The sequence below is a fragment of the Fictibacillus nanhaiensis genome (genome assembly GCF_042686385.1).
GTDB lineage: Bacteria > Bacillota > Bacilli > Bacillales > Fictibacillaceae > Fictibacillus > Fictibacillus nanhaiensis.
Window position 1 is genome coordinate 659606 of the sequence record NZ_JBHUPF010000006.1, and the last position, 23905, is coordinate 683510.

General features: G+C 36.8%; 25 protein-coding genes. 19 read left to right on the top strand and 6 right to left on the bottom strand.

Going from position 1 to position 23905, the window contains the following annotated elements; genetic code table 11:
* Window positions 1-49: 49 nt before the first annotated feature.
* Together ACFS5O_RS06870 and ACFS5O_RS06875 are read right to left on the bottom strand one after the other, a co-directional pair.
* Window positions 50-1066 (bottom strand): LCP family protein, encoded by a 1017-nt coding sequence (locus tag ACFS5O_RS06870; protein WP_205725239.1) that lies wholly within the window; start codon window positions 1064-1066, stop codon window positions 50-52.
* A gap of 131 nt (window positions 1067-1197) precedes the next feature.
* Window positions 1198-1836 carry a YigZ family protein gene (locus ACFS5O_RS06875; RefSeq protein WP_205725240.1) on the bottom strand — a complete coding sequence of 213 codons (639 nt, stop codon included), beginning with the start codon at window positions 1834-1836 and terminating at the stop codon, window positions 1198-1200.
* A gap of 312 nt (window positions 1837-2148) precedes the next feature.
* Here ACFS5O_RS06875 and ACFS5O_RS06880 point away from each other — a divergent pair, with 312 nt between their 5' ends.
* Window positions 2149-3297, top strand: a complete 1149-nt coding sequence (locus tag ACFS5O_RS06880) for a sensor histidine kinase (protein ID WP_205725241.1) — start codon at window positions 2149-2151, stop codon at window positions 3295-3297.
* 12 nt (window positions 3298-3309) lie between these two features.
* On the top strand, window positions 3310-4041 hold the full coding sequence (locus ACFS5O_RS06885) for a response regulator (RefSeq protein WP_205725242.1): 732 nt from the start codon (window positions 3310-3312) through the stop codon (window positions 4039-4041).
* A 325-nt stretch (window positions 4042-4366) separates the two neighbouring features.
* Here ACFS5O_RS06885 and ACFS5O_RS06890 read toward each other — a convergent pair whose 3' ends face one another.
* Window positions 4367-6160, bottom strand: a complete 1794-nt coding sequence (locus ACFS5O_RS06890; RefSeq protein ID WP_205725243.1) for an ATP-binding protein — start codon at window positions 6158-6160, stop codon at window positions 4367-4369.
* Between the two features lie 155 nt (window positions 6161-6315).
* On the opposite strand from ACFS5O_RS06890, the gene ACFS5O_RS06895 reads away from it, so the two are divergent.
* From ACFS5O_RS06895 to ACFS5O_RS06975, 17 genes are all read left to right on the top strand, one after another.
* Complete coding sequence (locus ACFS5O_RS06895; protein WP_205725244.1) at window positions 6316-7251, top strand: ROK family protein; 936 nt, start codon at window positions 6316-6318, stop codon at window positions 7249-7251.
* Window positions 7252-7369: 118 nt separating this feature from the next.
* Window positions 7370-8218 carry a DegV family protein gene (locus ACFS5O_RS06900; RefSeq protein ID WP_205725245.1) on the top strand — a complete coding sequence of 283 codons (849 nt, stop codon included), beginning with the start codon at window positions 7370-7372 and terminating at the stop codon, window positions 8216-8218.
* 49 nt (window positions 8219-8267) lie between these two features.
* Window positions 8268-9758: an ATP-dependent helicase ComFA gene (locus tag ACFS5O_RS06905; RefSeq protein ID WP_205725246.1), complete on the top strand. Its 1491-nt coding sequence runs from the start codon at window positions 8268-8270 to the stop codon at window positions 9756-9758.
* Window positions 9755-10465, top strand: coding sequence for a ComF family protein (locus ACFS5O_RS06910; RefSeq protein ID WP_205725247.1), 711 nt, complete (start codon window positions 9755-9757; stop codon window positions 10463-10465). Before ACFS5O_RS06905 ends, ACFS5O_RS06910 begins: the two co-directional genes overlap by 4 nt.
* An 82-nt stretch (window positions 10466-10547) precedes the next feature.
* The gene (locus ACFS5O_RS06915) at window positions 10548-10943 is read left to right on the top strand and encodes a TIGR03826 family flagellar region protein (protein ID WP_205725248.1); all 396 of its coding nucleotides are present in this window, start codon (window positions 10548-10550) and stop codon (window positions 10941-10943) included.
* An 86-nt stretch (window positions 10944-11029) separates the two neighbouring features.
* Window positions 11030-11296, top strand: a complete 267-nt coding sequence (gene flgM / locus ACFS5O_RS06920) for a flagellar biosynthesis anti-sigma factor FlgM (protein ID WP_205725249.1) — start codon at window positions 11030-11032, stop codon at window positions 11294-11296.
* A 10-nt stretch (window positions 11297-11306) separates the two neighbouring features.
* Window positions 11307-11765 carry a flagellar protein FlgN gene (locus ACFS5O_RS06925; protein WP_205725250.1) on the top strand — a complete coding sequence of 153 codons (459 nt, stop codon included), beginning with the start codon at window positions 11307-11309 and terminating at the stop codon, window positions 11763-11765.
* Window positions 11766-11783: 18 nt separating this feature from the next.
* The gene (gene flgK / locus ACFS5O_RS06930) at window positions 11784-13343 is read left to right on the top strand and encodes a flagellar hook-associated protein FlgK (RefSeq protein WP_205725251.1); all 1560 of its coding nucleotides are present in this window, start codon (window positions 11784-11786) and stop codon (window positions 13341-13343) included.
* A 10-nt stretch (window positions 13344-13353) separates the two neighbouring features.
* On the top strand, window positions 13354-14250 hold the full coding sequence (gene flgL, locus ACFS5O_RS06935) for a flagellar hook-associated protein FlgL (RefSeq protein ID WP_205725252.1): 897 nt from the start codon (window positions 13354-13356) through the stop codon (window positions 14248-14250).
* 64 nt (window positions 14251-14314) lie between these two features.
* Window positions 14315-14869: a DUF6470 family protein gene (locus ACFS5O_RS06940; protein WP_205725253.1), complete on the top strand. Its 555-nt coding sequence runs from the start codon at window positions 14315-14317 to the stop codon at window positions 14867-14869.
* A gap of 26 nt (window positions 14870-14895) precedes the next feature.
* Window positions 14896-15339, top strand: a complete 444-nt coding sequence (gene fliW, locus ACFS5O_RS06945) for a flagellar assembly protein FliW (RefSeq protein ID WP_205725254.1) — start codon at window positions 14896-14898, stop codon at window positions 15337-15339.
* A 3-nt stretch (window positions 15340-15342) separates the two neighbouring features.
* Window positions 15343-15570, top strand: a complete 228-nt coding sequence (gene csrA, locus ACFS5O_RS06950; protein WP_205725255.1) for a carbon storage regulator CsrA — start codon at window positions 15343-15345, stop codon at window positions 15568-15570.
* Window positions 15571-15714: 144 nt separating this feature from the next.
* Window positions 15715-16659, top strand: coding sequence for a flagellin Hag (gene hag / locus ACFS5O_RS06955; protein ID WP_205725256.1), 945 nt, complete (start codon window positions 15715-15717; stop codon window positions 16657-16659).
* A gap of 86 nt (window positions 16660-16745) precedes the next feature.
* Window positions 16746-17060 carry a hypothetical protein gene (locus tag ACFS5O_RS06960; RefSeq protein WP_205725257.1) on the top strand — a complete coding sequence of 105 codons (315 nt, stop codon included), beginning with the start codon at window positions 16746-16748 and terminating at the stop codon, window positions 17058-17060.
* A gap of 1 nt (window position 17061) precedes the next feature.
* Entirely contained in the window at window positions 17062-18963 is a 1902-nt protein-coding gene (locus ACFS5O_RS06965) for a glycosyltransferase (RefSeq protein WP_205725258.1), read from the top strand.
* A 51-nt stretch (window positions 18964-19014) separates the two neighbouring features.
* The gene (locus tag ACFS5O_RS06970) at window positions 19015-20511 is read left to right on the top strand and encodes a D-alanyl-lipoteichoic acid biosynthesis protein DltD (protein ID WP_205725259.1); all 1497 of its coding nucleotides are present in this window, start codon (window positions 19015-19017) and stop codon (window positions 20509-20511) included.
* 320 nt (window positions 20512-20831) lie between these two features.
* Complete coding sequence (locus ACFS5O_RS06975) at window positions 20832-21146, top strand: DUF5658 family protein (protein WP_205725260.1); 315 nt, start codon at window positions 20832-20834, stop codon at window positions 21144-21146.
* A 50-nt stretch (window positions 21147-21196) separates the two neighbouring features.
* On the opposite strand, the gene ACFS5O_RS06980 is transcribed toward ACFS5O_RS06975, so the two are convergent.
* Genes ACFS5O_RS06980 through ACFS5O_RS06990 form a run of 3 tightly spaced genes read right to left on the bottom strand, consistent with a single transcriptional unit; the run spans window position 21197 to window position 23866 of the window.
* On the bottom strand, window positions 21197-22972 hold the full coding sequence (locus tag ACFS5O_RS06980) for a hypothetical protein (RefSeq protein ID WP_205725261.1): 1776 nt from the start codon (window positions 22970-22972) through the stop codon (window positions 21197-21199).
* 2 nt (window positions 22973-22974) lie between these two features.
* Complete coding sequence (locus ACFS5O_RS06985) at window positions 22975-23448, bottom strand: prepilin-type N-terminal cleavage/methylation domain-containing protein (RefSeq protein ID WP_205725262.1); 474 nt, start codon at window positions 23446-23448, stop codon at window positions 22975-22977.
* On the bottom strand, window positions 23438-23866 hold the full coding sequence (locus tag ACFS5O_RS06990; RefSeq protein ID WP_205725263.1) for a type IV pilus modification PilV family protein: 429 nt from the start codon (window positions 23864-23866) through the stop codon (window positions 23438-23440). Before ACFS5O_RS06990 ends, ACFS5O_RS06985 begins: the two co-directional genes overlap by 11 nt.
* Between the last annotated feature and the right edge of the window lie 39 nt (window positions 23867-23905).

Consider the following 23905-nt stretch of genomic DNA (forward strand, 5'->3'; position numbering starts at 1 on the left):
GCCGACTCTGTTTATAAATCCTCAGTATTTTTAATTTTAAATCTTTTTCCTAGTAGTTGTTTTCTCCTGAAGATGTTTCTCCAATTTCAAGTACTCTTTTTAATTCAGTTGAAATTTCTTCAATGGAGTCATCATAAGGGACATAATAGTATATGTTGTCGATATATTGATCTTCACCCTTAAGGTTCAAACGCTCAATGTTACCTTGCGTTAATTCTTTGTAGAAATTTCTAAACGCAAACATCTCTTTTAAAGTTATATTTGTTTGCACGTTATCACCTAGTGTTTCGACGATGTTACCCGCCTTTGCAAATGATTTAATGGATAATGCTTCATCTGCAATGGCTTGAATAACCTGTTGCTGTCTTTCTTGTCTTCCAAAATCACCACGTTTATCTTGTTTTCTCATTTGAGCGTACGTTAATGCTTCAATCCCATTCATTTTCATAGGGCCTTTTTGATAATAGATAGTTTTACTTTCAATGGATACTTGACTGAATTTAAAAGGAACATCTACCGTAATTCCTCCAACTTCGTCAACGATTTCTTGAAAACCAGTAAAGTTTGTACGAACATAATAATCAATTGGCACATCTAACAACTCTTCGACTGCTTCAATAGTAGCTTCTTCTTTTTGCCCCTTTTTTCCATATGCATAGGAATGTCCAATTTTATCTTTTCGTCCAATTACCGGCAAGTATGTTCTTGTATCTCGAGGGATACTGAGCATAACCGTTTCTTTCGTTTTTGGATTAACAGACAACAAGATTAGCGCATCTGAATGACCAGGAGAACCTTTATAGCTCTCGACACCCATCATTAATATATTTACAGGGTCTTCACCTAGTTCTACTTTTGTTTTGCGTAAATCGGATTTTTCTCGTTCAAGTTCTGAATAACTATCATCTGCAGCTGTTTTAACTTTATATGCTAAGAAACCACCGTAACCAATTGCTCCGATGCCTAGAAAAATCGTTAATATAAGAACGAGCTTCAAAAATTTCCGAAAAGGCTTTTTCTTTCTTCGGCGCCTTCTCATACGCTGAGAAGAATTTTTATTATCCATCAATATTATCTCCTTTAATTTGACACATACATTGAATCTTCTTCATTTTACACAATATTAATACTCATAACAAATCACGATTTTGTGACTAATAGTATGTTCGGCTCTTCAAGATAATTGTTGGGTATATATTAGGATTTCACATCTTTTTCCAAATACTCCTGCTCACCAAAAATAACCTCACTTTGAGCGTTCGAAAGGTCGATGATCCATTCTTTAAACGTTTCTTTTTCTTTTATCGGTACATACATCTGAATCTCTACTTTTTCCATGTAGTTCATCTCTTTAATGGGGTAAATAGAATTGCGTAGTTCGTTCTCCATTTTTCCGAGAAGGGTGTAATCAACGGTGATGTGAACGATCTGTTGAAGCTGACGTTCTACAACGCCAATATAATTGAGGCCTTCTGAAACAGACTTGCCGTATGCCCGGATGAGTCCTCCAGCACCTAATTTAATCCCACCGAAGTAACGTGTGACAACAGCAACTGTATCTTTCAATTCCCGTTTTTTTAGCACTTCTAACATCGGAATACCCGCTGTACCACTCGGTTCTCCGTCATCGTTTGCTTTTTGAATATTGTCTGTTTCTCCGATCAAGTAGGCGGAACAGTTATGTGTAGCGCTGCTATGTTCTTTTTTAATTTTTTGAATAAATCCTTGCGCTTCTTCTTCAGTCGTAGCCCGTGCAATATGAGCGATAAAACGTGATTTTTCAATCACGATCTCATGCTGTCCTTCGTTTTTTACGGTTAGATAATTAGCAAGCATATATGTGAAGACTCCTTTAAGTAGTGAATATTAAGAATTTGATGTCAAATTTGTCGAATAATCTTCATGTTTCAAGTGTATCGTGTTATCCTTCATTATAAGGTGATTATAAAAACCATTCAAATTCTTAAAAAATTTTAGCAAGAAAAGTCATAAAATTCCACATCCTGGCGAATGTAGTATATTAGAAGGATTAATGTCTTCGCGGTTTTATTCGTCTAAGTGGGTAGTAAGTCCTATATATAAATTAGGCAAGATGGTTCTAGAACTTCCGGGTACACTTCTTTATCGTTTTAATTGGGGGAAATTTACATGACTGCAGCTAAGTTAACGATAGATCCACATATGTTGGACGGAATACTAAATCAGACCATCGAAACGGTTACGGAAAGTCAATCGCAAATCTTTGAGATTAGTGAGCATTCTCGCCAAGAGTTTCAGCAGCTGCGCCGTGAGCTTGAGTTAGTGAAGCAACAGGTCATTGAAGTCATTCATAAATCTGATCGTACTGAGGAATACGCAAAGCTAGCACGAACTCGACTCGCAGAAGTGAGCAAGCATTTTCAAAAGTATAGCGAATCTGATATTCGAGATGCGTATGAGAATGCCAATAAGTATCAGATTGAACTGTCCATCATCCGGCAAACGGAGAAGCAGCTTCGAGAAAAAAGAGATGAGCTAGAGCGGAGAATCGGTGCATTGAACGAAACCGTTCAAAAAGCGGAGTCTCTGGCAGGTCAGATTTCAGTTGTACTAAATTATCTAAACGGTGATTTAAGAAAAATTAATGAACTCGTTCAAAACGCTCAGCAAAAGCAAGAGTTTGGACTTCAAATCATAGAAGCCCAAGAAGAAGAGCGTAAACGAGTTTCGCGTGAAATTCATGACGGGCCAGCTCAATTGATGGCAAATGTGCTTATTCGCTCAGAATTATTAGAGAAAATCTTTGTAGAAAAAGGAACTGAGGCTGCCCGTGTTGAAATAAAAGATTTACGGGTTATGGTTCGAAACTCCTTAAAAGAGGTACGTAGAATCATTTATGATCTGCGCCCGATGGCTCTCGATGATCTTGGTATCGTTCCGACTTTAAACAAGTATTTACGAAATGTTAAAGAAAGTACAGGTATAGAGGTTGAACTACATGCGCTTGGTCAATCCCGACGGTTTCCGAATAAGATGGAGATTGCGATATTCCGTCTGATTCAAGAGTCGGTTAGCAATGCCGTTAAGCACTCTGAAGCAAATCTTATTGAAGTTAAACTTGAGTTTACTCAAAAATTTATTTCGTTATATATCCGAGATGATGGCAAAGGATTCGATATGGCACAGCCAGCAAAATCAAATTCCTTTGGTATGATGGGGATGAGAGAGCGGGTCGAACTGCTCGAAGGAACTTTAAAAGTGAAATCCCGCATAAAATACGGTACAAGTGTCTACATTCAAATTCCCATTCAAGACTAGGAGGGTTCACACATGAATAATGTTAATGTGTACGAAAATAACGCCTCAGCACCTGAGAAAACAAAAATAGCGATTATCGATGACCACCGTTTGTTCCGCGAAGGAGTAAAACGTATTCTAGATATGGAAGACCAATTTTCTGTTGTTGCTGAAGGTGACGATGGCTCTGAAGCGGAAAATATCGTCCGCGACCATAACCCAGATGTGGTGTTGATGGATATTAACATGCCAAACATCAATGGTGTTGAAGCAACACGTCGTTTGGTGGAGAAGTCTCCAGATACTAAAGTTATTATTCTTTCAATCCACGATGATGAGACGTATGTGTCACATGCGGTTCAAACAGGTGCATCTGGTTACCTTCTAAAAGAGATGGATGCTGATTCGTTAATTGAAGCGGTTCGCGTGGTAGCGGACGGTGGAGCTTATCTTCATCCGAAGATTACGTATAATCTTCTGAACGAGTTCCGTCGTTTATCGACTACGAATAATAAACAGCAAAACAAAGCTGGTTTTGTTGAGGTAGAGTACCGTAAGCCACTTCATATTTTAACGCGTCGTGAGTGTGAGGTTCTTCAGTTGTTGGCGGATGGACGCAGCAACCGTACGATTGGGGAAGAGCTTTATATTAGTGAGAAGACGGTTAAGAACCATGTGAGTAATATTCTTCAGAAGATGAATGTGAATGACCGTACGCAGGCTGTTGTTGAGGCGATCAAGAATGGTTGGGTAAAGGTGCGTTGATTTATTTAGGAGAAAAGACCTTCGATTGTGAAGGTCTTTTTGTTTTGTCTTTTTGATGCGTGTGGGTTGGTGCGGGGATATATATTTGAATCATTGTGGGTGGTAATAGGGTTTTCAAGGATGCCAAATGTGGTTGATTTCCGCTCCAGGTTGCTCGCTTTCCGCGGGGCACGCGGTGAGCCACATTCGTACGTTTCACGTATAAGTGTCTCACCTGCCCACCTGTCCCGCAGGAGTCTCGCACCTTGCGCTTCAATCAACTTTCAGAGAGGAATTAAAATAAAATCCTTCTCGTTCATTTACTTCGAGTTAAAGAAAAACCAAATCAACTCAAGCTCATTTCGAAGATCTTTTCTTCTGACGGAACGCTTATTGGGAATTCTAGTGAGACTTTTGTTCCGTGGCCTTCTTTTGATTCGATTCTCATCTTGCCACCGTGGTTCTGGACGATTTGGTAGCAGATTAAGAGGCCGAGTCCAGGATTGCCTTCTTTTGTTGTATAGAACGGCTGTCCGAGCTTTGATAGGAGGTGCTCGGGGATGCCAGGTCCATCATCTTGAATGGCGATGGTGATGTTTTCTTTCGTTTGTTTAAGTTGAAGCGAGATGTTCCCCCAAGAAGGTGTCGCTTCTAACGCATTTTTTACGATATTTAATATGAGTTGCGCCATTAAATTTTCTTCGCATTTTATAGTCACAGGTTGCTCTGGTAGGTCAAGGTGAAGCGAAATGGTTTCAAATTGTGTTTCTTCTTCGATAAATCTAAGTGAACGTTTGATGACCTCGGTTAAATCGTGATCACTTTTTAGGATCATATGCGGGCGAGCTAGTATCATTAGCTGGCTGATGATAAAGTTTATTCGATCTGTTTCTCGTAACATGATGCCTAAAAAATGATGAGTTTCTTCTGTCGTGTTTTGTGATTGAAACAATTGCGCGAACCCTTTTATAGAAGTTAGAGGGTTACGGATCTCATGAGCAAGACCAGCAGCTAGTTCTCCGACATAGGCGAGTGTATTTGCTCTTTGTTTGAAATTCTGTGCTTCGTTAATTGCAGTCATATCTTTTGCGATTCCGATCACGGCGGTCATATCACTTCTTATTGAATAAGGGATGCTCGTAATATCGAGCTCTATTTCGTGCCCTTCTTTATGAATGATGGTTAGTGGATGTTTGATAGTTTCGCCTTCAATCACTCTATTTAAGTAATCCAAGGAATTAGAGATTTCATTTTCTTTTAAAAGGTTCGTATATGGCATAGCATGAAGTTCTTCTAAAGAATAGCCTGAAATATCGACTAGAGAAGAATTCACTTTAATAAAATTTAGATCTGGGCCGATCACAAAAACACCTTCAGGATTTAATTCAAAAAGTGAATTATAACGGTGCTCTGATTCAAGCAGTTGAAATTGATGCTCTACGAGTCTTTTTTGGTTTCGTTGTTCTAGAATGTATAGAATTAATACGACGGTTGTCGCGCCAAATACAAGTAAAGTAGCCGTCATGTTGATGTTATTGATCGGAAAACTGCTATGCCAACCGAAAGTAGGGGTTCCAGCGATTAAGCCCATCTCACCGATATAGTGCATAAAACTAACACCTAGTGTGAATGAAAGGCTAGCAGAAACTTTTCTTGCTGAAAAATCTCTTAAAGTGAGTAGGTAAAAACCAAGTAAGGAAAAAAGAAAAGCGGAAGAAATGGAAAGAATGATATATAAGAGATTAGGTTCCATCGGCATATGCATGTGCATGGACAACAATCCGATCACATGAACGGACACTAAACCGATGCTAAATAAACTAACAGGTACGAAAAGTTTATTCTGATGTCTTTGAGAGGTAAAATGTAAGAACGATACATATGAGAAGAAAATACCTGCAACAAGTGCTGCGGTAACGATTATAAATTTATAGTCTACACGAACAGGACTTTGGATGGATAACATCCCCATATAATGAGTTGCCCATACTGCGATGCCCATTGTAACAGAACCTATCAGTAAGAATAGTTGCTGCGATTTTTGCTCTTCTGTACGCCGTATCGCCCAATCGAGTGAGATTAAAGCAAACAGAAAGCAAACGAATAGAGAGAGTATAACGATATATAGATTATGATCCAATGGTCCTAGCCCTCCTTTAAAACATGTCTCACATTCTAATTTCTTCCATATCCGACAAATTCCTTCTTCGTTCGAAAAAAACTTTTCAAAAGATTAATAATTCGCGTGCTTAATAATGAACACCGGTGTAGAAAACGATTTGGAGGTGATTTTACTTGGTAAAAAAATACGTATTAGCAATTGATGTAGGAGGCACATCTATAGAGTGTGGACTGTTTGACTGGAGCGGAAACCTTCTTTCGACAAGTACGTTAAATACAATGGAAGTACTGCAAGGTGATGTAGCAGAAGCTATAGCAGAAGAATTGAGAAGAAAAATGGATGAGAAGAGGATATTGTTAGAAGAAGTCTACGGATTAGGACTTGGAGTGCCAGGAATTGTTGATGTGAAAAATGGTGTTGTGATGAAAGCTCCGAGCTTAAAGTGGAATCACTATCCTTTAAGAAAGAAGCTTCAGAGCTTATTAGGTATACCCGTTTATATAGGTAATGACGTGAACACCGGCTTGTTAGGTGAAGTTGAAGCAGGCGGTCTGCAAAATGTACAGCATGCTATTTATATGATGATCGGGACGAGTATTGGTGTTGGTCTTCTCTTAAATGGTGAATTATATGAAGGTCAACAATTTTCAGCGGGAGAAGTAGGGTACATGATAACGGATCAATCAGTTCTTCATGACGGGTTGAACCCAGCTCGTCCAGGGTATGGCTTTCTTAGTTCAAAAGCTGGGGGATTCGGGATGGCTTACGAATATAAGAAGAAAACAGGGAACCACGTTTCAGCCCAGGAGTTATTTTCTTTAGTGGATAAAGGGGATGACATGGCGAAAAAGGTAGTGGATGAAGCTGTTGATCAACTTACTTCTGCACTAATTAACATGACAGTTATTTTAAATCCTGAAGTAATTCTACTGGGTGGTGGAGTGGGAAGAGCACTATCTCCATATCTTCAGAAAATAGATGGGAATCTCGAAAAACATGTCCCTTACAAACCGAAATTAAGAATTTCCTCTATGCAAAATCACTCCGTATTGTACGGTGCTTTCTCGTTATGCCGAAAAACTGGTGAAAAGCACATAAAGGATAGTTGAAGAAAAAAGAGAATACTTAGTGTAAGTAAATTTGAATTTAGTGAATTACTTTTTCTGATGGTGTACACTGTTAGAGGAGAAAAAAACAAGATTTTTGGCATAAGAGAGGACTAAAATTATGAGCAAGGTAGCCGTCATTACAGACAGTACTTCCTACATACCCGAACATATCCGCAACGAAAAAAATATTGTAATGATTTCGCTCAACGTGGTTTTTGATAAAGAAACATACAAAGAAGAAGCTGAAATAAAAGCAGACGATTTTTACGACATGGTTGGTAAAGAAGGAGCCCTTCCTAAAACGTCGCAGCCTGCAATTGGTGAGCTTGTAGAATTATTAGAAGAGCTTTCTCAAAACTATGATGAAGCCGTAATGATTACATTATCGAGCGGAATCAGTGGAACCTATCAAAGTGCAGTGGCAGCAGGCGAGATGGTCGAAGGAATCAAGCTTCATGTGTTTGATTCTGAGATCAGCTGTTCACCTCAAGCGTTTTATGTGTTGAAAGCTGCTGAGCTAGCCAATGAAGGTTCGAACGGTTATGACATTATGAATCACCTGTTGCAGATGAAGAACAACGGAATCCCAGCTTACTTTATGGTTGATGATTTGAACCATCTGCATCGTGGTGGTCGTTTGAACACAGCTCAACTTTTTGTAGGGAATCTGCTACAAATCAAACCGATTTTACACTTTGAAGACAAAAAGATCGTTCCGTTTGAAAAAGTACGTACGAAGAAAAAAGCGTTAAAACGTATTTTCGATATCATGGATGAAAACGTAAAGCCGGATGACAAAGTGAAAATTAGTGTAATTCATGCTAAGCGAGAAGATGAAGCAGTAGAAATCGCAGATGAGCTACGGGAAAAGTTTGCGAACGCAGACGTATGGATTAGCTATTTTGGCCCTGTAATCGGCACTCACTTAGGTGAAGGTTCACTCGGCATTACGTGGATAAAAGAATAATCATTGGAGAGATGTAAATGAAATCTCTAACACAGGGGGAGACAACACGATGAGGTTTGTCTCCCTTTTTTTAAACAACCGTTTAACCATTGCCCCTGAAATGCTTGTTTCCCCTGTGAAAGCTGTCCCTTTTAGTGAACTTCCAACTGTAGAACAACCTCCTTTAAATCCAACTTTTCAGTATGATGAGAAACTTCAACAAACCCTCTATGGTAAGTCTCTTTTATTTGATGAGCTTCTCTTTACAATTGAGCAAATTCAACAGCATTATGAAAATGGTTATGTGAAATATTCACCTGGGATCAGTAAAACTTCTAACGGTTATTTATGTAGTCGATGCAGAAATGAGAAGAGTCGTTTGTTTGCGGCGTTTTCTTGTTTTCGCTGTAAGAGTGATAATTGTGCGTACTGTAGGAACTGCATCATGATGGGGAGAGTGAGTCAGTGTACTCCGTTAGTGTCGTGGAATGGACCTAAAGTGAAGTGGTCCCATGAAAATAATCTGCACTGGAATGGTGAGTTGTCGAGTGGACAGCAATTAGCATCTAAAGAATTTGTGAAGCGAATCGGAAGTGAAGGTGAACTTTTAATTTGGGCTGTTTGTGGGGCGGGAAAGACTGAAGTACTGTTCAAGGGCATTGAAAAAGCATTGAACTTGGGACTTCGTGTTTGTATAGCAACGCCACGAACGGATGTTGTACTAGAGTTAGCCCCTCGTTTAAAAGCGGTTTTTCCAAACACGATAGTCGCGGGTTATTATGGCGGCACAGAAGAACGTGAAACACCAGCACAGCTCGTCATCTCAACCACACATCAGCTGTACCGATTTAAACAAGCGTTTAACATCATGATCATCGATGAAGTTGATGCTTTTCCGTATTCCTACGATAAAACCCTTCAGCATGCAGTATCTCGTGCCGTTACACCAAAACACTTTCTTCTCTATTTATCTGCGACTCCTTCTAAAGCAATGAAAAAAGCGACAAGAAAAAGAACATTACCATGCGTGAAAATCCCAAACCGGTTTCATGGATTTCCATTACCTGTTCCAGGTATGGTTTGGGGCGGTGAGTGGAAGAAGAGGTTAGAAAGAGGAAAGCTCCCTGCTCCTTTTCTTAATTGGTTGAAAGCTCAAGCAAAAAGTGGACGGCGAGCGATGATATTTGTATCTTCAGTATCCGTTTTAGAAAAGCTGACAGAACTAATAAAAAAGATCGTCGATGTACCCGTTGAAAGTGTTCATGCAGAAGATCCAATGCGGAAAGAAAAAGTGACTCAGTTTAGGAATGAAGACATTCAATTATTAGTGACTACAACCATCTTAGAACGCGGAGTGACCGTTCCTTTTTTAGATGTAGCAGTGTTTGGCGCGGATCACGACGTATTCACAGAAAGTGCTCTCGTTCAAATTGCAGGACGGGCGGGAAGAAGTAAGGATGATCATAATGGTGAGGTCCTTCTCTTTCATTACGGTAAATCGCTCAGCATGATACAAGCGATCAATCATACTAAGAACATGAACAAGGAGGCTGGACTTTGAGTTATTGCCTATATTGCCATGAATCTTATACTGAAGCTTGGTCATGGGAAGCGCTGATTGGCTTAAAGCAATCACTATTATTGTGCCATGACTGTGAAGGAAAGTTAGTGAGGATAAAGGGTGAGATTTGTAGAATATGTAGTCGTGACTTTTCAATATTTCCCGAGCAATATCGACAGGGTGATTGTTGCTTTGACTGTATTCGGTGGAAAGAAGATGAAACAAGGACCGGAGTTCTACAGCAAAATCGGTCACTTTATGTCTATAACGACTATATGAAAGAACTAATAGCTAAGCTGAAATATCGTGGAGATGTTGAAATTGTTAAAGCATTTTATCCGGTGCTGAGTTCTACATTTAAAATGATTTCCCGTGATGCAATCCTTGTTCCCATTCCATTGAGTGATGAGAGGCATTATGAAAGAGGATTTAACCAAGCTGAGCTAATAGCAAAAGGAATTAAAAAGCCAGTAGAACACTTATTAAAGAGAAAAACACATGAAGAGAAACAGAGTAAGAAAACACGTGAAGAACGTTTATCTCAAAAAGAGAATCCGTTTGAAGTAATAGGTTCTTTAAAAGTGAAAGATCAGAAAGTCATTCTAGTTGATGATGTATACACAACAGGAAGCACATTACGTTATGCGGCGAAAGTCCTTATTGAAGCTGGAGTTAAAGAAGTTTCATCTATAACCCTAGCACGATAAATAAAACGAATGACCTGTTAAAACTCGCTCACTCAAATCCGATATATACAGAAGATAGAAGTGTTAAGGAGCGGGAAGCGATATGGACAATTTGATGAACTGTCCGCAGTGCGGCAAACTTTTTGTGAAGTACATACGTGAACAATGTGATGTGTGCTTTCGAGAAGAAGAACAGGATTATGATTATGTATACCGATATATTAGAAAAAGCGAAAATCGCAAAGCGACAATCGTCGAAGTAAGTGAAGCAACCAAGGTCTCAGAAAGTAAAATCATCTATTTCATACACCAAGGAAGAATTCGTGTGAAAGGATATCCAAACTTTACGTATCCATGTGATGGATGCCATGCGCCAATCAACGATGGCCGTTTATGCGAAGAGTGTAAAGCTCGTATCAAATCAGAGCTCTCGATTGAAGACTTAATTAGAAGAAAACAAGAAGAAGCATTACCTTCTTACCATACTGATGACAATTAACCTAATTTCTTTTCATCACTTAAAGAATTTTATAATTTAGCCGATACATTAAATAAGATTAAAGTCTCTAAATGAGGTGACTAAAAATGCGAATCAATCATTTCAACTCTATTCAAAATAACCCATACACAAAACAGGTGCCCCATATGAAGGATAATCATGTTAAGGCTGCATACAAAAAAGATGATATTCAAATTTCTGATGAAGCAAAGAAACTCTTATCTTCCTCGAAATTTGAACAAGACCGGATGAATAAAGTGAATGAAATCAAACAACAAGTGGATAGCGGAACATATCAAATCAACGTTTTTAAAACAGCAGCTTCCATTATTCATTATTACAAGCAAGTATAAGGAGGATCTCATGGAAACGGCACAGATGACATCACTTCTTGAACGTTTACTTCAATCTCACATAGATCTTCTAACTCTCGGAGAACGCAAAACAGAAGTACTTAAATCAGGAGATATGAAGTCACTAGATGTTTTGTTAAAAGAAGAAGATCTTCAAGTGAAGAAACTACAACAGATTGAAAAGGAAAGACTTGTTAAGTTCGCAAATGTCACGTTAGGTGATGTTTTAGAACAAGTAGAAGAACCGGAAAAAGAACGATTGTTGAATCTGCAAAACCGATTAATCGATATCTATAATGCTTTAAAGAATAGAAATCAGCTTAATCAAGGGTTGCTTGAACAATCACTTCAGTACGTGAATATATCACTTAGTATGATGCAGCCACAAAGTGAACCTGTGACGTATAACCAGACGAAAAAAAATCCTTATCACAATAACGCAGCATCACTTTTTGATTCAAAAGCTTAAACCTACGGAGGAATTACAATGCGCTCAACCTTTCATGGATTAGAAACAGCCCGTCGAGGAATGTTTACACAGCAAACCGCTCTTCAAACGACAGGTCACAATATAGCAAATGCGAATACTCCTGGGTATAGCCGTCAAAGAGTGAACTTTGTTCAAACTGAAGCCTATCCAGCTGCGAGTATGAACCGTCCACAAATTCCAGGACAGATGGGTACGGGTGTAGCGGCGGGATCGATACAGCGTGTTCGCGAAGGATTTTTAGATACTCAATTTCGAGGAGAGAATAACAAGCTGGGCTATTGGAGTGCGAGAAGTGAAGCGTTAGAGAAGATGGAAGATATCATGAATGAACCATCTGACAACGGTCTAGCAAAGACCCTTGACCGCTTTTGGCAATCACTTCATGACTTATCTGCAAGTCCTGAAGATTCGGGAGCACGTTCCGTGGTGCGCCAGCGGGGGTTAGCAGTAGCAGAAACTTTTAATTATCTATCAAACTCACTAACTGCCATACAAGGTGATATAAAAGCACAGACTGACATTGCCACCAAAGAAATTAATGCACTTTTAGATGATATTAATAGTATTAACAAACAAATTAGTGAAGTAGAGCCACATGGATATTTGCCAAATACCCTTTACGATGAGAGAGATAAATTGGTTGATGAGTTATCCACTCTTGTAAACATAGAGGTGACTACAAAACCAAGTGGCGGAAAATCAGATCCTCAAGCAGCTGGATTATACGATATAAAAATGAAAGACCAGAACGGAAAAGAATATACGTTAGTAGATTCAAAAACAGCAAAAGTAAACCATTTAACGATTAATTATGATGATGCTGGTAACAAACTAGCAGACACCATAACGGTAGAAGGAACACCAACAAGTATTAATATTGTAGATTTTACTAATGGAAAATTAAAAGGAATGATAGAGTCGTACGGATACAACGATAATGGTGTTGTAAAAGGAGTCTATCCTGATATGCTATCAAAACTCGATCAAATGGCTTATCATTTCGCTACCAAGTTTAATGAAGTTCATTCTAGCGGATGGAGTTTAAATAGCATTCAAGATCATGAAAAAACTCCTATGACTCAACCATATGCTTATGATTTCTTTGATTTTAATACTGTAACACCACTTGATAAAGATAATGTAACAGGAGCTGCGAAATCACTTGTACTTAGCAAAGATATGGATGAATTGAACCACATTGCGGCTGCCACAAATCCTTTTAGCGGAGATGGAAGCAATGCCCTTTTGCTAGCTGATGTGAAGAATAAGAATCTTGATTTTCCAGGAAGTACTGCTTCACTCCAAAGCTATTATGAAGGTGCCATAGGGAAAATGGCAGTTGATGCGGAGCAAGCCGAGCGTCTAACAAGCAATTCTTCTGTGTTAACGGATTCCGTTCAACAACGCCGTTTGTCTGTAAGTGGTGTCTCTCTAGATGAAGAAATGACGAACATGATTCAGTTTCAACATGCATATAACGCGTCTGCACGAAACATTACAGTTATTGACGAGATACTCGATAAAATTATTAACGGCTTGGGTGTCGGCGGAAGGTAGGTGCAACTAAATGCGCGTAACGCAATCGATGTTATCTAATAACATGCTTCGCCATATAAGTAAAAGCTACGAAAGTATGGCCAAAACACAAGAACAGCTAACAACAGGTAAGAAGATCAGTCGTCCATCGGATGATCCAGTCGTTGCAATGAAGGGCATGACATACCGAACAAACTTAACAGAAGTTGAGCAATATAAGCGTAACTTATCTGAAGCGTATAACTGGATGGAGAATTCAGATGCTGCTCTTGATAAAGCAACAAGTGTGATGCAGCGAATTCGTGAACTGACGGTTCAGGCAAGCAACGGAACGTATGAAGAGTCACAAAAAGGCATGATTGGAAAAGAGATTGAGCAATTAAAAGAACATCTCGTTTCCATCGCCAACACACAGGTTGCTGGAAAGTACATTTTTAATGGAAATGATACAACGAAAAAGCCAGTTGATCTAAGCAAAACACCTTCTGTTTCCGTAAATGAGAATAAGGTTAATCTGGAGCTGTCTCAAGGCATTGAAGTAGCAATTAATATAAACCCTAAAAATGTATTTACTTACACAGCTGGCTCACCGGAAAGCGGTTTGTTTGGGGATATTAATGAGTTAAAGAAAGCCCTTGAAGGTACTTCTGGAAATGAGATTAATGGATTTTTAGATAAGTTAGATTCACACATCAATAAATTAGTTGCGGAACGCTCTGAACTAGGGGCAAGATACAATCGTGTCGAACTAATCGATGCTCGACTTGGAGAGCAAGAAGTCATAGCAAATCGTATACTTTCTGATAATGAAGATGCGGATATCGAGAGAGTGATTACAGACTTGAAAATGCAAGAAAGTTTACACCGTGCAGCATTAGGGGTAGGTTCTCGCATCATGCAACCGACACTTATGGACTTTTTACGATAAATCTAAAAGAGCTATCCTTGTGATAGCTCTTTTCTTGCAATAAAACCTTTTGGAGGGATTACTAATGAATGTTCCTCAACTTAGACTAGAGTCAACGAATGCTAGAATAGGGCTACACACTCAGCAGCCGGTTCAAGAAATCCAACAAGCTCCCGCTGATTTGCAAATCCAACAGCAAAAAGCGGAACTAGAAGTGAATCGAACACCAAGTCAGTTAACCATCGATCAAACAGAAGCTTGGGCTGATATGGATTTAAAACACATTTCACGCAGAATTGAAGAATTTGCACAAAGGGGTTACGAAGACTGGCTATCTGGTCTAGCTAGGATGTCTCAAGAAGGCGATGACTTGATGAGGGTAGAAAACGGCGGCAACCCAATTGCGGAACATGCAAAAATGAATAGTGAAAGTCCGATGTATGAGTTTAATATAGGCTTTATTCCAAGAGCAAACAGTGTGAAAATCAATTATCAACCAAGTAAAATTCAATTGAATTGGCAGACTCACAAACCAGAGATTGATGTTACGATTAATAGACCTCAGCATCAGTACACTCCTGGTAAGGTAAACGTTAGTATGGAACAAATGCCTTCTTTAACAATCAACTGGACGACATAAGAATTAAAAAGTAAAGGATGATTGCGATGATACTTCATACGAAATTCGAAGAAATATTAGAGATATCCGAGAAAGATATTTTAAATTTTGAACAAGGTTTACCGGGTTTTGAAGACGAAAAACAATTTGTTCTTCTGCCAATGGAGGGGACTCCATTTTCAACTCTGCAATCGGTGTCCACTAAAGAACTAGCTTTTTTTACAACAAATCCTTTTTTATTCTTTAAGGATTATGATTTTGAATTAATAGAATCGGTACAAAAACAATTAAAGATAAAAGAAGAATCTGATGTGTTGGTTCAGGTCATCTTGACGATTCAAGAACCATTAGAAAAATCAACAGGCAATCTTCAAGCACCTGTAGTGATTAATGTAAAGGAAAACTTAGCAAAACAAGTAGTACTAACTGATAATAAATACCGAACAAGACATGAACTATTAGAAGCTAGCATTATTGGACAGGAGGGTTAAGAAATGCTTGTATTAACCCGGAAGTTACAAGAAGCTATTAAAATTGGTGAAGACATTGAATTAACTGTGTTATCCATAGATGGTGATCAGGTGAAGTTAGGAATTTCTGCGCCTAAACAAATAGAGATTCATCGAAAGGAAATCTTTCTATCTATCCAGCAAGAGAACAGTAAAGCAGCAAGCACCTCTCTAAACACTTTCCAGACATTAAAAAAGTTGAAAAACTCATAAAATCCATTAAAGATGTTTCTAATTACTCCGATATAACGAATGTAGGAACAAGTAGTACTTTTAACGGCCGTAAAAGTACGAATGTTTCAATAAAGAATCCAACCACAAGGATGTGGGCGGAACACATTCAAGGAGGAAATAGAAATGAGAATTAATCACAATATCGCGGCTCTTAATACGTACCGTCAGCTTAACAACGCAGCTGTAGGACAATCTAAATCAATGGAAAAACTATCATCAGGTCTAAGAATTAACCGTGCTGGTGATGATGCTGCAGGTCTAGCAATCTCTGAAAAAATGCGTGGTCAAATCCGTGGATTAGATCAAGCGTCCCGTAATGCACAGGATGGAATTTCTTTAATTCAAACAGCTGAAGGTGCATTAAACGAAACACATGATATTCTTCAACGTATGCGTGAACTCGCAGTTCAATCAGCTAACGATACAAATACTGGAACTGACCGTGGAGAAATCCAAAAAGAACTTAACCAGTTAACTTCAGAAATTAACCGAATTGGTAATACAACAGAATTCAATACACAAAAACTATTAGACGGTACAAAAACAGGAGCTACTTCTGCTCTAAACTTCCAAATTGGTGCTAATGGATTACAAGGTATGACAGTAGATATTACTGATATGCGTTCACGTGCACTAGCAGTTGCATCAACAAATGCTTCAGCGATTGCGACAACAATTAAGGTTAATGGTACTGCACAAACTATTACTTACACTGCATCAACTCAAGTTGTAACTAACGGAACAAATAATACTGGGATTCAACGTGCTTTGGATGTTTCTACAAACAAAAATGCTACAATTGCAATCGAAGTTATTAATAAATCTATTGAAAAAGTGTCAGCGGAACGTTCTAAGTTGGGTGCATACCAAAACCGTTTAGAACATACAATCAATAACTTAGGTACTTCTTCTGAAAACTTAACAGCAGCTGAATCTCGTGTTCGTGATGTTGATATGGCGAAAGAGATGATGAACCAAACTAAGAATTCAATACTATCTCAGGCTGCTCAAGCTATGTTGGCTCAAGCTAACCAACAGCCTCAAGGAGTTTTACAACTTCTTCGTTAATAAGTTAAAGAAGAATAGAAAACAGCCGGCTATCGTCGGCTTTTTCTTGTATATTAGAAGTAATTTAGTAATTAAGGAGCATGGGCATGGAGACAGATGAACTGATTAAAATTGTAAAAGAATTGCTGGACAATTTAATAATTCGTATTGAACAAATCAATTCTATGTTTATAAACGGTGAGAATAAAGAAGTAAAAGGACGACTTATCTATTTATTGGATGATTTAGATACACTAGTCCAAGGTTTCTCAAAATTAGAAACGATAATAGATAATAGTGAACTAAACTATATTTTAAATAGTTTGGCGGAGAACATAGAGAATAAAGAAGAATACCTGGTCAATGATATTTTAACATATGAGTTATCACCAATTTTACAACATTGGAGAGGTATTATCTAACATGGAGAAAATTAAGTTAAGTATTTGCATGATGGTGAAAAACGAAGAAGAGAATTTGAAAAGATGTTTAGAGAGTATTCAGAAAACCATTGAGCTTACAAACGTAGAACTTATTATATTAGATACTGGTTCTGATGACAACACGATTTCAATTGCAAAATCATATACTGAAAGTGTTTATTTTGAAAAATGGAATAATTCCTTTTCTGATATGCGAAATAAATCTATTTCATACGCTAAGGGAGAATGGCTTTTTATTTTAGATGCCGACGAGGAAATTTGTGAAGAAGAAGCAATCATTAATATGATTACAACCAATGACATAGATAACTATAATTCAGTACAAGTAACCTTAAGAAATATAACTACAAACAACCCTAATAACTATTCACAAATACCTACAATGAGATTTTTTAGAAATTCAAAGAAATTTAAATATACTGGTACAGTTCATAATCAACCATACATTGAATATCCGATTTATACCAACCAAGAAATTATAATTAATCATTACGGGTACAACAGCCAGGATCGTGAGTTAATGGAAAGGAAGTTTCTTAGAACAAAATCACTGTTAGTAAATGAATTGAAAAATGATCCAAATAATATTTATTACAGATTTCAACTAGCGCAAACGTATAATATGCATTTTGATTATAAAAATGCATATATAGAGATAAAATACGCTTATTCTTTGTTGGATTCTACTGAACTGAAGAAGACGAATTCTTATATTTATCAGGTTTATGTTAATGCTTGTTTAAGTCTCGGCAAATATACTGAGGCTATAGAAGTTTCAGAGGAAGGATATTCTATCGTAGAAGATTTTATAGATCTTTATTATGTTGCTGCTACTACAAAAATGAAAATGGGTATTGAAGCAAAAGTAAAAAGTGAAGTAAATCAGTATCTTTCTCTTTTTAACAATATAAAAAATTGTTCTATTTCTGCTAATCCAAGTATAGAACTTTTTCGAGTAACACCTGACCACAAAAATGACTTGCTATATAAATTTTCGAAATTATTATTAGATAATAAACAAGAAATTTGTATAAATTATATTGATATGATTACAGATCAAATAATGAAAAAATCTTTACTTATAAAGTATTTTATGACCTTTAATAAGGTAAATCTATTAATAGAGCAGTTAAATTCCGTACAAAATGATGAAAACGATGACTATTTATTAGAAGTTGAACAAGAGATTCTTAAAATGAGTATTTTAGAAAGACAGAATATATACTATTTACTTAGCAAAAGTAAAACATTCTATGGATTGTTTAACAGTTTCCGCACAAAGGATAAAAATGAAAAAAATCAATATCTTAAAGAGATAGAGAATAACATAGAGAAAATAATAAAAACCCCTTTCTATTGGGAAATATTTGATTATATTACAGATACAGATATGAATAAATTATTTAATTTATTGAAAAAAGCAGAAAGTCTAGAAATAAAGGAAATCACGAGGTTTCTTTTAAATTCAAGTCAAAAGTCTAATAAATTAATTGTTAATTACCTAGAAGAAAAAAAGCTTCGTGAAAATGATCTTCAAGGAAATCGTGTTTATTATTGTATGACGGCAGCAATTCTTCTAGAAGTAAATAAATTAGTTGATGTGAGTAAGTATAATGATCTTTTTAATAGATATATAGATGCTGGGAAAAACTATGTTCATTTAATTTTCAACCCGAATTTGCTAGGGTTAACTTATAAAACATTAGATGACTCAGAATTGAAATTGTTTATGATATTTTCACGAATTAGGCAATTTGAGTTTTCAAATAATACACTTCCTGTCATTAAACTATATAAAGAGGCCGTGCAAATTTGTCCTTTCTATTCTAAATTTATTAAAAATGTTATAGAAGAGTTTGAAAGACAAATTCTAGTCTCTTAAAATTCGAATAAATAATTAATCTAACAATTTAGAGATTCAATGAGGATTAATATGACTGACAAAAACATTATTGAAGCCAGAGTAAATGTCTTAGATATAATTGATGAAATGAAGAGAATTTTAGATAAAGGTATTTTTCATATAGAGACTTTTAATACTTTGGTGGATTGTATTATATTAATCTCTGAAAAAATACATTTCATTAACATAAACATTAATATGTTAGATACAACAGCCAATAAAATGTTAGAAATTGTAGAGATTATTTCAAAACCGAATACAAACTTTTTTTACAATGAAATTTCCACTAGATACAAAGAATTAATTGAAATTTTTGAAAATTTATACCGTGAGATTGAATCAAAATTAATTATAAAAATATTAATTTTCGATTCTAGAAATGTTTCATCTTATATTTCAAATTTATTTAACAGAAATGTGAAAATTGTAGCGCATATAAAAGGTGATAGATGTAACAAAGCTAAACTTTATATTAAAGAAAAGGCTTTTGATCTTATATTAATTATTAATAATAATAGTAAAAAAATTAATGAAGAATTCAGTATGATGGGTGTTCCCAAAGACAAAATATTTGATTTTTTTCAATATGTAAGAATTTATATTGATGAATATAATAATTATCACAATGAAAATTATTATCATGCTATGCTTTCAACTCGAATGAAAAAAATCAAAAAGCGTAATCACTTCCAAGGTGTATTATCAGGGTTATCATATGCTTTACGTGGCTTTGTTGAGAAAGAATCTAAAAAAAACACCCTTAAATTAGCATTCCCCTCCCAAGATTTATTTTATGACTATAAGATTATGAAAGAATTACTAGAGTCTGGTGTTGAGGTAGAACATTGGTTAATGGGTCTTGCTTATTATTCTTTCGATTGGGATTTATCTTTAACTAAACAAGAATCAAATAGAATAGAAAGTATCTACTATCCAATATTTAATGACTCACATAACTTGCAAATAGGTGAGAAGTATCCAATTTATAAAGGGATAGATAATGTGTTGAACAAAATAAACCCTTTGTTTACTACCTTATTTAAAGAAGATGCATTTAATTGTTATATTGAGGATGTCTTAGGGGTAGATTTAACACCAGATTTTAATGAGGATTTATGGGAATCGGGAACTTATCTTAATACTAATATTAGTAAAATCAAGGAAAGTGATAGATATAAACTAGGTAAAGAAAGAGCTGAATTTCATAACAAACTTTTCTATCCTGCAACTACTATAGAGAACAAAAAAATATTTAAAGATATGTTAGAGCTACTTAAAAAATATCAGGTAAAACCTGTATTAATTGTCTTCCCAACTACTCCATATTATTATCATCATGTTAGTAATGATACTAAAAAAAGGTTTTACAACATTATTGATGAATTTTCTGTCCAATATGATTTTCAAATGATCGATATGTTTAAATCAGAACAATTTAATATGGATGATTTTGTGGACTGGGATCACTTGAATAAAAAGGGTGCTTATAAGATGACTAGTATTCTAAATGAAGTTATAAATTGGTGATGTTTTACAAAAGATACAGTACTCTTAATAAGTAATCTACTTAATGCGTTTATTTCTAAATGAATTATGCTATTTATTGATAACATCTAACTCCCGAGTTACACTTTTGGCATCTTTTCGTTTTGTAAATGGCGATAAATACAACTTAACGAAGATTTTAGAACAATCCGTTCAACCACACTTAGGCAGCAAACTTGATATGAAATTATAAAAGACCTCACTTCAGAGGTCTTTTTCTTTGTCGCTTTTTGCAACACATTTCTAGTAAACTTTCTCTCTACTTATGGGTATACTTCTTTTAGAGAGAGGAGTGAGTAGGGATGGATCGCGTGTTTCGTATACAAAAACATCTATTGGTCTGTTTGAGTCTAGGGCTTTTAAATGCGGCAGATGCTCTGTTCACTCATCAGTTGCTCCAAAAGGGTGGAAGAGAACTTAATCCGTTAATGCGCAGTCTGTATGAATATGATCCTGTTATCTTCTTACTCGTAAAATTCTTTTTTACCTATCTCATTATTGCCATTGGGTTTGTGCCTCTTAAGAGAAGAGTGCAAATACTGTTAAACCTTGCTTTACTTGTTTATTTTATCGTCATTTCCTGGCATGTCATCATTAATGTGTGGCTTGTGAAATAATAAAACCTCCCGAATGGGGAGGTTGCATCATTAAGGCTATTAAGGCTGCATCATTGAAGTTGTCGATCTATCTGTGAAACAGATAAGTCTCTAACAGTCGGCAAACCTTCTGGCGGATTTTTAATTAACTCTGGATTATAAACAATCTTTAGACGTGACCTAGAAGGTGACATCTGTGTTTGTCCTGAATCAAAAAGGTAAGGTTGGCTGCTTCCTCTTTTTACTTGCCCTTTTGTTGCATTCAAGACAACCTTTCTCCCAAAAACCCCACCCTGAATTTCTACATTTGATCCCACACCGTAAATCTCCATTTGTTCTTCTGAATAAAAGAACCCTCTAATGATGTTTGCTGTATCTCCATAAACGTTGTTGTTCGCAATCAAAATAGAGTCTTTGCCAAACAGAACAAGTGACTTTTCGATGTTATTGTTCTGGATACCTTGCAATCGAGAGTAGCGGATCGTCGTCTTGCCTGTTACATAAACCGTAGAGTTGAATTTGATATGAGAGCCCCAGATGGTTAGGTCTCCATCTACAAAAATGGGCCCGTCAATTTCAAATTGTTCATAGTCGTTATAGTTGTAATGGCTCGTACTCTTATCGCCGATTACAACGTTCCCTCCAAAATAAGCACCTTGTTTAAACGTTAGTTTACTCCAGCCATCTTTACCGTTTTTAATGGTGATATCTCTATTCTCAGCATACGTTCTAGAACTGAAGCGATTGAAGACAAAGCTTCCATTAAATTTTATATCGTTTTTTGAATCTACATGTACATTTGAAGAGGCATACTGGTCCCTAATGTGATCTTTATGTGGATTATTGTTGAAATTTCCGTCTTTCACGTTTGTAACAGGAAAAGAGTTACCGAGTTCAGCAAAGTAATATTTGTTCCGCTGTCCTTCAATATCAATCGGGGCAAATCCCGGGTTCCTTGTATCCACAATCGGGACATATTCTTTGTTTATCTCTGTAAAAGAGGTGAAGGCATTTCTTACATTCTCTTTGTTTACTCTTTGGTAAGGACTTTTGTTCTCAAAAACCTTTTCTTTAATATGGTCGCTATATTTTAAATCCGACGTCATCTTATAAAGACTGCCTGGAAGAATCAAGTGCGCTTTCTTACCGTTTTCCCCTTCAACACTCGGTAAATCAGAAGAAATCCAGTCGTTGTCTGTTCCTACGATCCCTTTGTCTTTTGTAATTAAGTTTCGTTCTACATAAAGGTCTCCTTTAATGGCGACGCCGCCATGCAGGAACATGTTGCCATCATCCTCACGTGCGGTACAGCCGTCTTTTCCTTTACACGGGTTATATGCACCAATGGCATAGTTTAAGGCTTCTGGTACTTGTTTGGCCCCGAGGTGGATGGTTGAGATCAACGTTTTCGTTTTGCCGTTGACCGTTGCTTGGCTATGTAGTGTCATCGTCTGGCTTAAGTCGTCCGGGTCGGATGTTACTTTTTTCACGTTATAGATCTTTACTTTTAATGTACCGTCAGCGTCATCAGAGAGCGTAGCAGTTGTTAAAAATGGGGCGTTCGCATGATCTACTTTGTAATCTTTAATAATGATATTTAGGGAATCGTTAAAGTCTTTTGCAGGCAATCCAGCTAATGGCTGTGTTTTTGTTTCAAGGAGCGTGGACAAGTAATCGATGCCTTTTTCAGCAAGCTCGACGGATTGAATCTGTGTTTCACGTGCACCCGTTTTTTTGACACCGTTGAAGGTAGTGGAAACCAAGGAAAGCCCAGCTACCGTGAAAATTACGATCATCAATAGGACGATAATGAGTGTGTTTCCTTTTTCAGATAAAAGCTTTCTCATTCCTACTCCTCCAATAGTCCGAACTGACTTTGTAGTGTTAGCGTTTTGGCTCGTTCATTTTTGTTGCTTTTAACATGTAACGTAATCTTGACGCTTTTTCCAACTTTTACGATAGTGGAATCTTTAAAGTTGTAGTCATTCGTACTGATGGACTGCCCGTTGATGACGGGAACGTGATTGACGAATCCAACTGTATTGGTAGTGTTCTTGCCTATTTCATAGACTAAAAGACTTTGAGAACCCGTTGAAGCGTCTTTTACTTTGGAAACCGGTGCTGTATAGAGTGCATCTATGATTTGGGACATGACAAGGTCGGCTTCGTCACGAATCAGTGTTTCGTTATAAATTTTTTTTTCGGTATTTAGGCCACTAAGCAAAACAAAATAAATAACGGTACCGATAATAGAAAAAAGGATGAGGGAGAGGAGGGATTCAACCAAGGTTAGCCCTTTTTGATTTCGGATATTACTTAACATTTTTCACATACCCCTCTACTGATGTCCTTTGTACTTTTTGGTTGCTCGTATATTGAATGGTTACTTTTACAGGAAAAAGGTTGATAGAGGATTCTTTTCCCTTTTGTGGTTTAACAGTAATTTTGGTTTCGTATGTATTGTTGTTGATGAGCGTTTCATAGACATCTCTACAACTCGATGAGGTACATGCGCTCTTTTCGTACGTTTTAGGAACGGCTTTCATCTCATAGGCACCATAATCGTTCTGTAAACGCTCAAGCGTCATTCTTGCCAGGTTCGTTGCGACCAGCTTGTTATTGTTTCCGGTAGAGATTTGATTCGCTTGGTTAAAAAACTGCGAAATACCGATCACTGAAACAGAAAGGATGGTAAGTGAAATAAGCACTTCAATAAGAGAGAAACCTTTTTCTGATAACATCACATCTGCCTCCTTGTGAGTACCGGTACAAAAGTACTA

Excerpts from the sequence above, each read along its gene's own strand:
- ACFS5O_RS06915 (WP_205725248.1), top strand. The coding sequence starts at position 10,548 with ATGGACAATTTGATGAACTGTCCGCAGTGCGGCAAACTTTTTGTGAAG.
- ACFS5O_RS06940 (WP_205725253.1), top strand. The coding sequence starts at position 14,315 with ATGAATGTTCCTCAACTTAGACTAGAGTCAACGAATGCTAGAATAGGG.
- flgM (WP_205725249.1), top strand. The coding sequence starts at position 11,030 with ATGCGAATCAATCATTTCAACTCTATTCAAAATAACCCATACACAAAA.
- fliW (WP_205725254.1), top strand. The coding sequence starts at position 14,896 with ATGATACTTCATACGAAATTCGAAGAAATATTAGAGATATCCGAGAAA.
- ACFS5O_RS06900 (WP_205725245.1), top strand. The coding sequence starts at position 7,370 with ATGAGCAAGGTAGCCGTCATTACAGACAGTACTTCCTACATACCCGAA.
- ACFS5O_RS06965 (WP_205725258.1), top strand. The coding sequence starts at position 17,062 with ATGGAGAAAATTAAGTTAAGTATTTGCATGATGGTGAAAAACGAAGAA.
- csrA (WP_205725255.1), top strand. The coding sequence starts at position 15,343 with ATGCTTGTATTAACCCGGAAGTTACAAGAAGCTATTAAAATTGGTGAA.
- ACFS5O_RS06960 (WP_205725257.1), top strand. The coding sequence starts at position 16,746 with ATGGAGACAGATGAACTGATTAAAATTGTAAAAGAATTGCTGGACAAT.
- ACFS5O_RS06985 (WP_205725262.1), bottom strand. The coding sequence starts at position 23,448 with ATGTTAAGTAATATCCGAAATCAAAAAGGGCTAACCTTGGTTGAATCC.
- ACFS5O_RS06905 (WP_205725246.1), top strand. The coding sequence starts at position 8,268 with ATGAGGTTTGTCTCCCTTTTTTTAAACAACCGTTTAACCATTGCCCCT.
- ACFS5O_RS06880 (WP_205725241.1), top strand. The coding sequence starts at position 2,149 with ATGACTGCAGCTAAGTTAACGATAGATCCACATATGTTGGACGGAATA.
- hag (WP_205725256.1), top strand. The coding sequence starts at position 15,715 with ATGAGAATTAATCACAATATCGCGGCTCTTAATACGTACCGTCAGCTT.
- ACFS5O_RS06925 (WP_205725250.1), top strand. The coding sequence starts at position 11,307 with ATGGAAACGGCACAGATGACATCACTTCTTGAACGTTTACTTCAATCT.
- ACFS5O_RS06875 (WP_205725240.1), bottom strand. The coding sequence starts at position 1,836 with ATGCTTGCTAATTATCTAACCGTAAAAAACGAAGGACAGCATGAGATC.
- ACFS5O_RS06970 (WP_205725259.1), top strand. The coding sequence starts at position 19,015 with ATGACTGACAAAAACATTATTGAAGCCAGAGTAAATGTCTTAGATATA.
- ACFS5O_RS06885 (WP_205725242.1), top strand. The coding sequence starts at position 3,310 with ATGAATAATGTTAATGTGTACGAAAATAACGCCTCAGCACCTGAGAAA.
- flgL (WP_205725252.1), top strand. The coding sequence starts at position 13,354 with ATGCGCGTAACGCAATCGATGTTATCTAATAACATGCTTCGCCATATA.
- flgK (WP_205725251.1), top strand. The coding sequence starts at position 11,784 with ATGCGCTCAACCTTTCATGGATTAGAAACAGCCCGTCGAGGAATGTTT.
- ACFS5O_RS06975 (WP_205725260.1), top strand. The coding sequence starts at position 20,832 with ATGGATCGCGTGTTTCGTATACAAAAACATCTATTGGTCTGTTTGAGT.
- ACFS5O_RS06870 (WP_205725239.1), bottom strand. The coding sequence starts at position 1,066 with ATGGATAATAAAAATTCTTCTCAGCGTATGAGAAGGCGCCGAAGAAAG.
- ACFS5O_RS06980 (WP_205725261.1), bottom strand. The coding sequence starts at position 22,972 with ATGAGAAAGCTTTTATCTGAAAAAGGAAACACACTCATTATCGTCCTA.
- ACFS5O_RS06990 (WP_205725263.1), bottom strand. The coding sequence starts at position 23,866 with ATGTTATCAGAAAAAGGTTTCTCTCTTATTGAAGTGCTTATTTCACTT.